The sequence below is a fragment of the Oceanobacillus arenosus genome (genome assembly GCF_003369575.1).
GTDB lineage: Bacteria > Bacillota > Bacilli > Bacillales > Amphibacillaceae > Oceanobacillus > Oceanobacillus arenosus.
Window position 1 is genome coordinate 158,707 of the sequence record NZ_PIOC01000023.1, and the last position, 14,150, is coordinate 172,856.

The 14,150-nt window shown below is 38.0% G+C and carries 21 protein-coding genes; all 21 read left to right on the top strand.

Annotated features, from left to right (window positions below):
• The first annotated feature begins 40 nt into the window (after positions 1-40).
• Complete coding sequence (locus CWR48_RS15695) at positions 41-628, top strand: helix-turn-helix domain-containing protein (RefSeq protein ID WP_115774265.1); 588 nt, start codon at positions 41-43, stop codon at positions 626-628.
• A complete protein-coding gene (gene terL, locus CWR48_RS15700) occupies positions 621-2,018 on the top strand; it encodes a phage terminase large subunit (RefSeq protein ID WP_115774266.1) in 1,398 nt (465 codons plus the stop codon). Before CWR48_RS15695 ends, terL begins: the two co-directional genes overlap by 8 nt.
• Complete coding sequence (locus tag CWR48_RS15705; RefSeq protein ID WP_115774267.1) at positions 2,019-3,521, top strand: phage portal protein; 1,503 nt, start codon at positions 2,019-2,021, stop codon at positions 3,519-3,521.
• Between the two features lie 2 nt (positions 3,522-3,523).
• Positions 3,524-3,814 (top strand): hypothetical protein, encoded by a 291-nt coding sequence (locus CWR48_RS15710; RefSeq protein WP_211316759.1) that lies wholly within the window; start codon positions 3,524-3,526, stop codon positions 3,812-3,814.
• A complete protein-coding gene (locus tag CWR48_RS15715) occupies positions 3,804-4,040 on the top strand; it encodes a hypothetical protein (protein WP_115774268.1) in 237 nt (78 codons plus the stop codon). The genes CWR48_RS15710 and CWR48_RS15715 overlap by 11 nt, the downstream gene beginning before the upstream one ends.
• Positions 4,040-4,939: a minor capsid protein gene (locus tag CWR48_RS15720; protein ID WP_115774269.1), complete on the top strand. Its 900-nt coding sequence runs from the start codon at positions 4,040-4,042 to the stop codon at positions 4,937-4,939. Before CWR48_RS15715 ends, CWR48_RS15720 begins: the two co-directional genes overlap by 1 nt.
• A gap of 11 nt (positions 4,940-4,950) precedes the next feature.
• Entirely contained in the window at positions 4,951-5,106 is a 156-nt protein-coding gene (locus CWR48_RS20490; RefSeq protein WP_170140784.1) for a hypothetical protein, read from the top strand.
• Positions 5,107-5,177: 71 nt separating this feature from the next.
• The gene (locus tag CWR48_RS15725) at positions 5,178-5,429 is read left to right on the top strand and encodes a hypothetical protein (RefSeq protein ID WP_115774270.1); all 252 of its coding nucleotides are present in this window, start codon (positions 5,178-5,180) and stop codon (positions 5,427-5,429) included.
• A gap of 132 nt (positions 5,430-5,561) precedes the next feature.
• Positions 5,562-6,197: a DUF4355 domain-containing protein gene (locus CWR48_RS20610; RefSeq protein WP_115774271.1), complete on the top strand. Its 636-nt coding sequence runs from the start codon at positions 5,562-5,564 to the stop codon at positions 6,195-6,197.
• Positions 6,198-6,214: 17 nt separating this feature from the next.
• Positions 6,215-7,084, top strand: a complete 870-nt coding sequence (locus CWR48_RS15735) for a hypothetical protein (protein ID WP_115774272.1) — start codon at positions 6,215-6,217, stop codon at positions 7,082-7,084.
• Positions 7,085-7,108: 24 nt separating this feature from the next.
• Entirely contained in the window at positions 7,109-7,405 is a 297-nt protein-coding gene (locus CWR48_RS15740; protein ID WP_115774273.1) for a hypothetical protein, read from the top strand.
• 2 nt (positions 7,406-7,407) lie between these two features.
• Positions 7,408-7,734, top strand: a complete 327-nt coding sequence (locus tag CWR48_RS15745; protein ID WP_115774274.1) for a phage head-tail connector protein — start codon at positions 7,408-7,410, stop codon at positions 7,732-7,734.
• A complete protein-coding gene (locus CWR48_RS15750; protein ID WP_115774275.1) occupies positions 7,731-8,051 on the top strand; it encodes a hypothetical protein in 321 nt (106 codons plus the stop codon). Before CWR48_RS15745 ends, CWR48_RS15750 begins: the two co-directional genes overlap by 4 nt.
• Complete coding sequence (locus CWR48_RS15755; protein WP_115774276.1) at positions 8,048-8,395, top strand: HK97 gp10 family phage protein; 348 nt, start codon at positions 8,048-8,050, stop codon at positions 8,393-8,395. The genes CWR48_RS15750 and CWR48_RS15755 overlap by 4 nt, the downstream gene beginning before the upstream one ends.
• Before the next feature lie 6 nt (positions 8,396-8,401).
• Entirely contained in the window at positions 8,402-8,809 is a 408-nt protein-coding gene (gene gp17, locus CWR48_RS15760) for a tail completion protein gp17 (protein ID WP_115774277.1), read from the top strand.
• A 12-nt stretch (positions 8,810-8,821) separates the two neighbouring features.
• Positions 8,822-9,298, top strand: coding sequence for a phage major tail protein, TP901-1 family (locus tag CWR48_RS15765; RefSeq protein WP_115774278.1), 477 nt, complete (start codon positions 8,822-8,824; stop codon positions 9,296-9,298).
• 24 nt (positions 9,299-9,322) lie between these two features.
• Entirely contained in the window at positions 9,323-9,625 is a 303-nt protein-coding gene (locus CWR48_RS15770; RefSeq protein ID WP_115774279.1) for a segregation and condensation protein B, read from the top strand.
• A 71-nt stretch (positions 9,626-9,696) separates the two neighbouring features.
• Positions 9,697-10,053, top strand: coding sequence for a phenylalanine racemase (locus CWR48_RS15775; RefSeq protein ID WP_170140785.1), 357 nt, complete (start codon positions 9,697-9,699; stop codon positions 10,051-10,053).
• 3 nt (positions 10,054-10,056) lie between these two features.
• Entirely contained in the window at positions 10,057-12,957 is a 2,901-nt protein-coding gene (locus CWR48_RS15780; protein ID WP_115774280.1) for a tape measure protein, read from the top strand.
• On the top strand, positions 12,957-13,763 hold the full coding sequence (locus CWR48_RS15785) for a phage tail domain-containing protein (RefSeq protein WP_115774281.1): 807 nt from the start codon (positions 12,957-12,959) through the stop codon (positions 13,761-13,763). The genes CWR48_RS15780 and CWR48_RS15785 overlap by 1 nt, the downstream gene beginning before the upstream one ends.
• A gap of 18 nt (positions 13,764-13,781) precedes the next feature.
• The coding region (locus CWR48_RS15790) for a hypothetical protein (RefSeq protein ID WP_147294894.1) at positions 13,782-14,150 on the top strand (369 nt) is incomplete at its 3' end.

The window sequence follows — 14,150 nt, forward strand, 5'->3', positions numbered from 1 at the left end:
TTACAAAATGCGATTAGCGTGAAAGTTGGTGGTAGATGAAATGGCTAGAGGAAAGTACCAGCAATGGTTGACTGAGGAAGGATTAACAAAATTAGAAGGTTGGGCAAGAGACGGTTTAACTGATGAGCAGATAGCTTCGAATATGGGAATTAGCCGTTCGACACTGAACGAATGGAAAAAGAAATATTCGGTCATATCGGACACCTTAAAGCGAGGTAAAGAGGTTGTTGATCGCCAAGTGGAAAACGCCCTACTTAAACGTGCATTAGGCTATGAATACACGGAAAAGAAGTATGAACAGGTTAAAATGTCCCAGGAAGAATATTATGCAAGGCAGCAAGTTTCTGTTAATCGCTTCAAGCTAGAAAATCCTGAAGCAACTTTAGAAGATATAAGAGTTGCTGAATTAAGTGTTTCACCGTATAAAAGTGTGCTTGTTGAGGAAAAGACAAAAGAAGTTTCCCCAGACACTACAGCACAAATTTTCTGGTTGAAGAATCGTAAGCCTACCGATTGGCGTGACAAGAAAGAAACTGAGCTATCAGGCAGCATGAATGTCAATAACCCATACGAAGGCCTAACAACAGAAGAATTGAGAAAAATAGCAAGAAGTGAGAAGCATGAATAAGGTCCAGCTAGGTGCAAAAATTGAATTAGCAAAACGTGATTTCTTTGAATACTGCCATTTAAAGTCTCCGGACTTTTATAAATACAAACGTGAATTTTTAATTGAGCTTGCAGATACTTTGCAGGCTTTTTCTAATTCAGATGATGATGTTCTAATCATCAATGTTCCGCCAAGGCATGGGAAGTCAAGAACGGCAGGTAACTTTGTAGAATGGCTGCTAGGTAATAACTCTAAATTAAAAATCATGACAGGATCATATAATGAAACACTGTCCACTACTTTTTCTAAATCGGTCCGTAACTCGATTATGGAAATAAAGGCAGATGAAAGTAAAGCAGTTTACAGTGATATTTTCCCTGGTGTAAAAATACAACATGGTGATGGTGCTATGAATCTATGGAGTTTAGAAGGACAGCACCAGAACTATCTAGCTACCTCACCCACAGGGACTGCTACAGGATTCGGTGCTGATTATATTATCATCGATGACTTAATTAAAAATGCCCTGGAAGCAAATAATGCTAATGTTCTTACTGGCCATTGGGAGTGGTTTACAAATACGATGCTTTCTCGTTTGGAATCTGGTGGGAAGATTATCTTAATCATGACTAGGTGGCATTCAAATGATCTAGCAGGAAAGGCTCTAGCTGAATTACCTAAGATTGGGTATGAAGTTAAGCATGTTAACATGAAAGCCCTACAGGATGACGGAACAATGCTTTCAGAGGAGATATTAAGCAGAGAAGAATATGAGCGTAAAACGAAAACAATGGGCGCTGATACCGCAGCTGCTAACTATCAGCAGGATCCGATTGATATCAGAGGTAAATTATACTCCGATTTCAAGGAATACAAGATAAATGATAAACCGACGTTTAAACGAATTGGATCGTATACAGATACTGCAGACCAAGGATCTGATTATTTGTCTTCGTACATTTATGGTGAAACATTCGACGATGATGCTTATGTCTTAGATGTTATTTATACCAAAGATGGTATGGAAATCACTGAGCCACTACTTGCTGAAAAGCTTTATGAGAATGAGGTTAACATTGCTCATATTGAATCGAATAATGGTGGTCGTGGTTATGCAAGAAGTGTGGAACGTATTCTGAAAGAAAAATATAAGTCTAATAAAACTAAAGTACATTGGTTCCATCAAAGTAAAAATAAACAGGCTCGCATACTTTCTAATGCCACTTGGGTAATGGACCACGTTTATTTCCCTGAGGGTTGGCGCAACAAATGGCCCGATTTATATACTGCGTTAACCACATATCAAAAAGAAGGTAAAAATGCCAATGACGATGCGCAGGATGCTATCACAGGTATTGGCGAAAAAATGGGGTCATCCATTCAAATCAAAACATTTAAAGGAGGGTTGTAGATGGTTTTCACTTTTCCACGAGAAGAAGAAATTACACCGGAAGTAGTAAACGACTTTATAAAACTTCACCAGGCAGAAGTGCCGCGATATAAAAGGCTTAAAAATCAATATGAGAGTAAAGCGCCTATTTTAGATCAAGAAGCTAAAGCTGAATATAAACCCGATAACCGTTTAGTGGTCAATTATGCCAAATACATAGTTGATACGTTTAACGGTTATTTTATTGGGATTCCTATCAAGGTAAGTCACGATGATTCAAAAGTTGATGAGCAAGTCGATACTTTTTTAAAAATAAATGACATGGATGATAACCAAGCGGAATTGTCTAAGATTTGTTCAATTTATGGGCACGGCTTTGAATTCCTGTACCAGAACGAAGAATCAGAAACGTGCTGCACTTATAATGATCCATTGGATATGTTTATCGTCTACGATGATACAATCGCACAGGAGCCTTTATTTGCGGTTAGGTATCAAAAGACAGATGATGGGATAAAAGGACAACTGTTTACAACATCTGAAGAAAAAGTTATTGCAGAAGGAAAAGACGGATTAATATTATCCGATGAAAAAACACACTTTTATGGCAACGTGCCGATTATCGAATACATCGAGAATGAAGAAAGACAATCTATCTTCGAATCTGTAGAATCATTAATCAATGCATTTAATAAAGCTATATCAGAAAAAGCGAATGACGTTGACTACTTTGCGGATGCTTATATGAAATTGCTGGGGATGGAATTAGACGAAGATGGAATGCGAAATATTAGAGATCATCGCATTATTAACTTATTTGGCAGCGAAGAAGTTTCAAAGTTGGTTGTAGAATTCATGGAAAAACCAAACGGTGATGCCAGCCAAGAGCATTTATTGGACCGTATAGAGCGACTAATTTATCAGATAAGTATGGTTGCAAATATTAACGATGAATCATTCGGAAATGCATCTGGAGTGTCGCTAGAATTTAAGCTGCAGCCAATGAAAAACCTCTCATCCATGAAAGAAAGAAAATTTACTAGCGGGATGAATAGACGCTTCAAAATGGTGTTTAATCTACCTACTAATATCGAAACTAGCAAGAAAGATGAATGGCGAAATCTTGTTTATAAGTTCACTCGAAACATCCCTAGAAATATATCGGATGAAGCTGACGTAGCCTCATCGTTAGCGGGAGTTGTTTCAAAGGAAACGCAGCTATCAGTCTTGTCTGTAGTGGATAATGTCAAAGATGAAATTAAGCGTATCGAGGAAGAAAAGCCTAAAGCTTACCCTACTAATCCTAGTGGGGATTTTTTAATAGAAGATAAAGTTGAGATAGGCAGTACTGGGCAAGCACCGCCAGAAGAAATCAAGGCTTTAAATGGTGCCCAAATAACCTCTGTGTTGTCTGTCTTAGAAAAGGTAAAACTAGGAGATATAACAAGGGAACAAGCCATCGCCATTATAGTTGACGGACTTAAATTGGATTCGGAAGTTGTACGTAAGATTGTAGGAGGTTGAAGTTGATGAAGTATCGTAAAAAGCCAGTTGTTATTGAAGCCTTTAAATTCTATGTTGATCCAATGCCCGATTGGTTTATGGATAAGGTTTCAGCAAATGAAGTTATCCTTATGAATTGTAATTATGATAGATACTCTATTGAAGAAGCATATTGCAAGATTGAAACGTTAGAAGGAACGATGGTTGGGAATGGTGGCGACTACATTATAAAAGGTGTTCAAGGCGAGATATATCCTTGTAAGCCAGGTATCTTCGAAAAAACTTATGAAGGAGCTGGGGATAATGGAGAATAATACTTATAGAGATGTGCTTAATGAGAGTGTAAAACAGCTTAGAGAAGCAGTACACGAATTTCTGAAAGCTGCTGAGGAAGTTTGGCAGGAAATCAAAGATTTTTTTGAATCTCATGATTTTGTTGAAACTCCAAAAGTTAAATACCACGTTCCTGTGAAAGTTTCAATGCAAGATCAAGTTCTCAATCGTAAACCTTTAATGGCGGTCGCTAGGAGTAGGTGTTAATGGCTAAAAGTAAATCCTACTGGGAAAAACGAATGGAACAGCTTTATACTTCCCAAGATAAACTGAATATCAATTTTGATAAGAAAATGCGTAAAGAATACCACCGTCTAGAAACTAATATCCAGAAGGAAATTGCCAGTTATTATAGCAGGTTTGGTAAAGATGATGTAATTCAATATCGTCAACTGGTACAGTCTTTATCTTCAAGCGAACGTGATCTTCTTTATAAAGATTATGAAGAATTTGCTCGTAGGAATCCGCAGTATATGCAGCTAATGCCTATTAGAGAATCTATTTATCAGTTAAATAGATTAGAAGGATTGCACTTATCCATTAGGATGCAGATGGTAGAGTTAGGAGCCTTTGAACAGGAAGGCTTTGACAAGTTGCTAAAGGAAGCATACGAAAGAGGATATCTATCATCAATGAAGGGGCTAGACAATGCTTCTTCATTTTTTAGTGTGAACAATATAGCCATGCAGCAAACATTAAATGAAAAATGGATAAACAGTGGCAACTTTTCAGACCGCATTTGGACCAATAAAGAAAAGCTGTTGAATACATTGAACAATGAAATACGTGACGGAATTATCCGAGGAGATACGTATCAGAAGATGGCCAGAACTATTGCCCACCGAATGGATGTCGGTGGAAATGAATCATTAAGGCTTATCGTAACAGAAAGCGCCTTTGTATTGAATCAAGCTAATAAACAGGCTTTTATGGATGCCTTGATTGAAAAGTACACGATCACAGCAGTAATGGATAGTAAGACAAGCCCTACATGCAGGCACTTGGATGGTGAAACATTTGAGTTTAAGGATGCTAAAGTAGGAGTGAATTACCCTCCATTTCATTCTTGGTGTAGAACTACCGTGGTTCCAGAAGAAAATGAATAGAGGTGACTGTTTTGAAATATAAAGAATTACAAATCATTAAGCACTCATTACAGCATTATATGAATAGACCAAATGCAACTGATAAAGAAATCGAGGAAGAAAGACGTTTATTGGAAAAAGTCACAGATAAAGTTGATGAATTGAAAGAAAAATATGAAATTAAATAAATGGAGGTGATCCAATATCTCCTAGTTACCAGGTGCGGTAACCAATTGTAAATCGTGAAGGTGGTGAGGATATGAGTTTAACTAAAGGGCAATTAATCGAGCAATTCGATAAAGCAAGAGAAGAAAATGCTCCATTTGTTTTTGTTGGCATTGAAGCAGAGGGAGTACAGGAAACTATTTGCATCCCACAACGTTCATTTGACGAAAAACAAGCATTTTATGAGCGTAGCTACACAGATGATTTAGTTCACGTTATGAATAAAAATGTGTTTATCAGAGGGTTGGCTCGAGGCGACTCTAAACAACTGGATATTATCGGTTAATTTTGCACTAAGCGGTCAATTGTTAGGTGCTTTTATTATGCTTTTTTATTATGTCCAAACCGTGTCTGATGACTTAAAAAGCTGCATGAGTAAACAGCCCACCAAGGCTATAAAGAGTGAAGGAGAATGATTATGGAACTTAAAAATAATAGATTTTTACCTTTAAACTTACAATTCTTTGCCGATCCAGACCCAGAGCCAACACCAGATCCGGAACCTATTCCCGATCCAGAGCCAACACCGGACCCAGAGCCTATTCCTGATCCAGAGCCATCAAAAGAGAAAACATACTCTCAAGAAGAGATGGAAGAAATCATCAAACAAAGAGTGGCCCGTGAAAAAAAGGCAGCAGAGAAAGCAGTTCAAGAAGCTGAGAAGCTAGCAAAAATGAACGAAGAGCAGAAAAGACAATATGAGTTTGAAAAGCTTCAAAAAGAATTAGAAGATTATAAGAAAAAAGACGCCTATAACACGATGTCCAAAGAAGCGTCTAAAATGCTAGTTGAACACGAGATTGTTGCAGATGAAAAGGTACTGTCATTCGTTGTTAAAGAAACAGCAGACGAAACGAAAGATATGGTTAACGCTTTTGTTGATCTAATCAAGGAAAAGGTGCAAGACGGCGTTAAAAAAGCATTAGCAGGCACATCGCCTAAAAAGAACAATACTACACCTGGAACAGCTACTTCAAAAGAAGAAATCATGAAAGAAAAAGATTCAATCAAGCGTCAAAAATTAATACAGGAGAACATTCACTTGTTCAAATAATAGGAGGAAAATAAATTATGGCAGCAGAACAAAATTTAACAGTTACAGGCGATCTAGCAATCGTACAATCAATCGACTTTGTGGAACGTTTCCAATCAAACTTATCGAAATTAGTAGAAGCATTGGGTGTTACTCGTAAAATGCCAGTTGCAAACGGGATGACGATTAAAACGTACACTTCGCAAGTGACAATGGCTACTGAAGATGAAGTGGGTGAAGGGGAAACAATTCCACTTTCTAAAGTTAAAACTGTACCTGGTCCATCAATCGAGCTATCATTCAAGAAATTCCGTAAAGCTGCATCGGTTGAATCCATTCAAAAACACGGATACGATCAAGCGATTATCGAGACTGACGACAAACTTTTAAAAGAAATCCAAAAGGGTATTCGTACTAGCTTCTTCGGTTTTTTAACAACTGGTACTGGAACTGCTTCAGCAACTACTTTACAAGAGGCGTTTGCGCAGGCATGGGGTAAAATTCAAGTTCTATTTGAAGATGATGCTGCACAAACTGTTGCGTTCGTTAACCCAATGGATATTGCTACCCATTTATCAAAAGCAGAACTTTCAACTCAAACTGCATTCGGTTTGCAATACGTTCAAAACTTCGCTGGTGTCGATTTAATAATTATTAACTCATCTGTACCACAAGGAACAGTATACGCTACAGCACCAGAAAACATCGTATTAGCATACGTACAAATCACAGGTGGAGAAATCAACAAGGCATTTGATTTTACAACTGACCAAACTGGATATATCGGTGTTACTCACGATATTCAAAAACAAAACTTAACAGCTGAAACTGTAGCTTTATCAGGTGTTAAATTATTTGCTGAACGCCTTGATGGAGTTGTTAAAGTAACGATTGCACCAGGAGTTTAATAAAAAATCGGGAGGTACTAAGAAATGGAATACGTAGTAATTGAAAACTTTATTGATTTAGAAGATAAAAATCGTCTTTACGAGGCAAAGCATCCTTACCCTCGTGAAGGCTTTACACCTACGAAAAAACGCTTTGAAGCTTTATCCACTAGCGATAATAAAAAAGGTAGACCCTTTATTAAAGCAGTAGAATCAGAAGATCCGGAAGATGAATTTCCTAAACACACAGGGGGAGGGTATTACGAACTTTCCAATGGTGAAAGGGTGCAGGGAAAAGATGCAGCTATTGAGGCGGAGAACGAACTGAAAAGTGGTGAATAACCATGGCTATAGAGACCAGGGTTAAAATTCGTAAGCCTGAAATCAAACAAGAATTATTAACAGAGTTAGTCAAAACCGCGACGGATCGAATCAATCTGAGGTTAGGGTTAACGATCCTACCCCCTGAATTAGAATCTGTTGCGGTTGAGGTTGTTTGTGCGATGTTCAATAAGTCCTATCATGAGGGCATCAAGTCGGAGAATGTGGACACGTTTAGCGTTTCCTTTGTGGATGATATTCTTAAAGAATATGAAGCAGACTTTACTAGATATTTAGAAATGAAAAACAAGCAGGATAATGCTAATAGAGGGGTGCTGAGATTCTTATGAGATTTCAGCCCCTCTTTTTATTTGAAAATCAAAAAACAGGCGAAGATGAGCTAGGGAATGAAATCAATCAGCTTGTACAATTCAAAGAATCTGATGGTCGCTTCTCCAGTTGGACAAGCGAAGAAATAGCCTTAGATGTGCGAAATGTTACGGTGAACAATCGTAAAATCATTACGCGCGAATCTAAGGCTAATTTATTGCTTGCTAACAAAGTTAAGTTTGATGGTAAGTATCACTCCATTTCGGATATTAAAGGCGACGATTATGACCGTTGGCGCGTCCTAGTCGTTAATCGATACGGGACTGAGAAAGCATGAAGATAACTTGGAAGGGCGTTGACCGTCTCCAAAAGAAGTTGATTCAAAAAAGTGCGACTGATTTTAGAGCCGTTGAAGAAAAGAACATTCGCGATATTTACACACGATCTCAAAAAGCAGGCGGAACTCCTGTTGGCGATTATACAGGCGGTGGACAACTTAGAAAGTCAGCTCAATATCGTAGTGATGAAATGGGTTATCTAGCTGAATATGGTCCTCATGTTGAGTATGGCCATCGAACAATCAATGGCGGGTATGTGCCGGGTCAATATTATCTAAAGCGTAATGTTGATACCCAGCGCCCGATTTATAAGCAAGATTTAAAAGATAAATTGAAAGAGTGATAGCTTATGATGCAGAAATTAAGCTTTACCGATGTATTGGCTTCCGTCATAAAAAAAGTACAAGCTAATACAGGTTTACGTTGCTATGATAGCGTACGGAAAGATGCACCAATGCCATATTACCACGCTGAGTTTTTAGGATCCATTCCAGAGAAAAGTAAGACTATGGAAAAAGATAGATATCAAGTTGTCATCCACGTTTTTACTGAAGGAGACGGATCAACAAAGGTATTTGAAGCTATCCACAAGTTAGAAGAAGCTTTGACAGAAGAAATTGAGCTACCAGGAGATTATGAGGTTACGCTTCAAGTGCCGAATGGAGTGTCTCAAATTCTTGATGAAGCTGACGAAACGAAGCATGCCGTTATTGGTTATGATTTCGTTGTTTTCTCGGGTTACAAAATGAAAATTTAAGGAGGAATATAAATGTCTACAGAATTACACACAGAACTGACAGGAAAGCTACAGAAAGCTATTGCTGGTAAAGATATCTTACTATCATTGTGGGATACAACCGGCAGTACATTACTAGCCGTTGCAGGTCAACAAGGTCTTACAATCAACCGTGATAAAGATACCATTGAAGTTACATCAAAAGATACTGAGGGCGGTTGGAAAGAATTTTTAGGTGGTCTTAAAGAGTGGTCAATCGATAATGATGGCGTTTATGTACGTGAACATGAATCTCATAAGCTATTAAAAACGCTTTATGAGGGAGATGATCCAGTATTAATTAAAGTAACCAATCAGAAAACGAAAACCGATATGTTCGGCGGACTTGCTATTTTAACAAGTTATCCAATCGAAGCACCTTATGATGATGCAGTAACATACACAATTGCATTACAAGGTACAGGCGCATTTGTAGATTTAGAAGATGAAGCAACACCACCAGCAGTCTAAAAATAGAATTGGAGAGTGAATTAAATGTTTGAAGTAAATGGAGTATCTTACACACTAAAATATAATCAAAAGAAATTAGAGACAATTGAAACAGTAGCCAAAACAAGCGTACTAGGAGAGATTTCAAAAGGGAACGGCTTCTTACCTTACAACGTATTGAAATACTTGTTCTCGCTAGCTCTAATCGAAGAAAACACTAATTCAGTTGTAAAGCAGAAAGAAGCTGCTGAAATGTTTGAAAAGATTATTGAAGAAAATGGATTGGCAACGGTGAATACAGTTATCGTTGAAAAATTACAAGAAGATTTGGGTTTTTTGTTCCGCTAGAACTGATCGAAAGTGACCTACCTAACGATTACGACCCAACACCTCATGATATTAGAATAGCGGAATTAGCTATGGACTTTTCTTACGAAAGGGACTTGGCTTTTTTTGTTGTTCAAATTGGCATTAGTAGAAGCGAATTCGATCTATTAACCGAAAAAGAAAAGTTATTCATTCGAAAAGAACATGAAAATAAATTCATTTCAGATACAACTTGGTTACGTAACGCTGTTCATAATGCGGAATTGAATGCCAATCGCAAAAAATCTAAGAAGTTTATTGACCTGTTTCCTAAGAAGCAAAAGGCTGATAAAGAATACAACAAAAATTCCATTAAGAACATCTTGGCTATGGAAGAAGAAAAAGGTAAAGGTTGGGTTGCTTTAATTTATAAGGCGAATGGAATGCCAACTCCTAAGAAGGGAGGTTAATGGATGGCAGATTATACATTAAGTGCAAAAATAACCGGTGATGCATCCGGTTTTACGAAAGCCTTTGGTGCTGCAGAGGAGAAATTGAAAGGCTTATCAGACAAGGTAAAAGGCATTGGAAAGAATATCAGTGGATTCGGAAGCTCATTAAGCAGTGTTGGTGATAAATTAACAAGTGGTATAACTACACCGGCAGTTGCTGCAGCTAGTGCACTAACTGGAATAACGCTTGTAAAAGGTTTTAATCGTTTAACTGGAATTGATAATGCACAGGCAAAATTAAAAGGTTTAGGCCACGATGCAAAAAGTGTAGAAGAAATCATGAATTCTGCATTGGAATCCGTTAAAGGTACATCATTTGGAATGGATGAAGCAGCGACAACAGCAGCAAGTGCGGTGGCAGCAGGAATTAAACCAGGAAAAGATTTAACAAGGTATCTGTCACTAACAGGAGACGCAGCAGCAATTGCGGGTTCATCCATGGCTGAAATGGGTTCTATTATTAACCAAGTACAGACTTCCCAAGTAGCGTACACAGATAATCTTAACCAACTAGCCGATAGGGGTATACCAATTTATCAATGGTTAGCAGATGAAGCAGGAGTTGCTGCATCTGAAGTAAAAGATATGGCTTCTGATGGTAAGATCTCTTCTGAAATGTTCTTAGCAGCAATCGAGAAGAATATAGGCGGTGCTGCTAAAACAATGGGTGAATCCTCATTTACTGCAGCAATTTCTAATATTGGAGCTTCCATATCACGAATAGGAGCGAACTTTTTAGATGCTGGAGGTGAAGCAGGTGGATTCTTTTCTACTGTTAAGCCATTGCTTACCGATTTCAATAATTCATTAGGGGTTGTGGAAGAAAAAGCAGCAGAATTAGGTGTGAAGTTTGGTCAGGCCTTTAATGACTTCCTAGATAAAGCAAGTGAATTGAAATCGAAGTTTGATGGTTTATCGCCGTCTATGCAAGGCATTATTTTAAAGACGGCTGCAATTGGCACAGCTATTGCAGTAGGGATTGGTCCGGCGTTAAAAATTATAGGTACTTTGACAACCGGATTCGGTGGTTTAGTATCAATTTTAGGATTTTTATTAAGTCCTATTGGATTGATAATGACTGCTATTGTTGGTTTAGCTGCTATATTTGGTTATCAAATGGCTACCAATGAAGAATTTAGGAGTAGTTTTATAACAACCTTTGAAAATATACGTGAAAAAGTCACTTCTATTGTAGATACTGTTATTTCGAAAGTACAGAGTATATGGTCAACAATACAGCCAGTGCTTTCGACAGTGGCTAGTACATTAAGTACAGCATTTTCAAATGCAGTCCCGGTCATTCAGTCAGCATTCAGTAATCTGGGACCTCAGGTTGTAACGGTATTTCAAACGATTTGGAGTATTATCCAATCAGTAATTCCAGTAATAACAACATTTGTAACTAGCATTGTTGAGGGTTTTAATGCAGCAGGTGGAGCTGGAAGTGAATTTGGTTTGCAACTATTAAATATTTTTATAGGGCTTAATCCAATTATAAAAGGTGCTATCCTGTTGTTCCAAAACTTCGGACCACAAATAATAGCAGCGTTTCAACAAATAGCGACAATGCTTATTCCCATAGTTACGACTATTGGTACAGCAATCGGTCAAATAGCGAGTGCGGTCATACCAATATTTATGAGTGTATTGGCTTCCTTAATTCCAATAGTAACGCAAGTAGGAACTATGCTCATGACGACACTAGGAACGATAATTCCAATTATCACTAATTTGTTTAACAACCTAGTGCCTATTATTATGATGGTAGTGCAACAGATAGCGCAGATCCTTGCGGTAGTCATTCCATTAGTTGCAAACCTTATAGGGGCTTTAATACCGGCTATATCTATGCTGATTCAAGGAATAATGAATATCGTAACTGCAGTAGCGCCAGCGTTTATTGCAATCATTCAAGCAATTGGTGCAGCAATTCAACTAATACTACCGATTATCAGTAGTATTCTGCAAACAGTGATCCATGTAATAACGAATATTATTTCAGTAGTAACGCCTATAATTGGCTTTATTGTCGGAGTTATTTCTACCATCATAGGTATAATTGCACCAATCGTAACATTTATTGCTGGAGTAATGACAAGCATATTTGCTTTGATACGCCCTATCGTTACGGTTGTAACTGGTGTATTTGATACCGTAACTCAGGTTATATCAAGTGTTTGGCAGGGCGTAATGCGCTTCACAGGTCAGGTATTCACATCGATAGGAACGGTAATAAGTGGGCTATCTGGAGTAGTGAGCGGCGTTTTCAATGCTATCAGTGGAACAGTCTCACGGGTAATGAATGGAGTGTCTAGCACTATAACTGGAGTATTTTCAGCGATTCAAGGTGCTTGGTCTGGATTAACCGGCTTTGTCGATGGTGTATTTGGAGGTATATCTACATCCGTTCAGAAATTAGTGGGACAAGTAAAAGGCTTTGTTAATGGTGTAATCGGTGGCGTAAATAGTGCAATCGGTATTATTAATAAAATCCCAGGGGTTAGCATCGGAAAAATCCCTATGTTAGCAAGAGGTACTGACAACTTTGGCGGTGGATTTGCTCGAATTAACGAAGGCGGTCGCGGTGAGCTTGTTATGATGCCTAGTGGTGCGCAAGTTATTCCTCATGATGTATCGATGAAATATGCTAGAGAATCAGCGAAAGCAGCCGGAACGAGAGAAACAAGACCAAGTGGAGAGAATATGGCATCTTCATTAAGAAACGCACTAGAAGGTTTAATTATCGATAACCGTATCTCAATCGGTGAAAAAGAATTTATTCAAGCAACAGGTAAACCTATGATGCGTTATATCGATAGTCAAACAAAAGACGCAGGACGTAGAGGGGGGCATAGAAGGTAATGCTTAGTATTGATGGTGTGCATATTACAAACGATTTAGGATTAAAACTATTACCAGATTCAAGCGAGCCTATGCTCCCCGAAACGAGAGATAGCTCAATAGTAATACCTGGAATGCATGGACAACATAGTTTTCAATCATACTTGGGGGCAAGAGTATTGACTCCAAGTATATTGATTCCTACACAAGCTATGTATCATGAAGTGCAGCGCATTGTACGTAATGTTTCCAAGTTGATTCTTGATGATTGGGGACGGCCAAAAGAAGTTGAACTAATTTATGATTATGAACCGGATATGTTTTATCGAGCAAAGTATAGCGGTAACATTGACGTTAATAGGATTTATAAACTTGGGATGTTTCCTATTCCGTTTGTTGCAGATAAACCTTGGGCAATCGCAACCGTTGAAAATCACGAAATCAATTGGGGTAGCGATAAAATAACTTTTAAAGCTCCCTATTCGTTTAGAACAGTAGCAATCAATGACGAGTTAATAACATCGCCAAAAACACTAGAAACTTATATAAATGGCTATGCTTTAAGACCAACAATAATAATAAGTGGTTCCGGTAATAACGTGACTTTCCGAGCAAATGGGAAGTCTTTTTCTTTGAAGAATTTTAGCAATTCATCATTTGTTATAAATGGTGAGAATTACACAATCCTTAAAAATGGTGCAAATGGATACGGAGAAAAGGTTGGTAAGAACTTCTTAGAACTGTTACCAGGGATGAATCAAGTACAGATAACAGGAGACAGCATGAACTTTAACTTAGCGATTATCGTTCGAGATCAATACATGTAGAAAAGGATGGTGGTGATTTTGGTACTAGAAAAGATAGATATTGAAGGTGGAGAAGATTTAGCTTCTGGAGCAGTTAAAATTAATAAAGCGATTGATGCATCGGATAAAGCACAGGGTGATGCATCTAACGCTCTCTCAAAATCAAGTGAAGCGATACAAACTGCAACAAAAACCTCAGAAGACATGCAAGCCATTATTAGGGAACAAACACAGAATGGTGATCTTGCTCCAGAGGTCGCACAAGCAAGAGATGGGTATGCAACTTTAGGGGATAATCTGAATTCAATACATCAGAATTTGGCACAAATGGCATCATTATCTTATGTCGATGCTATTTTAGCTAGTTTAGGAAATGGAGCGCCCAAAGAGGCGTTTTTTTCTTTACCT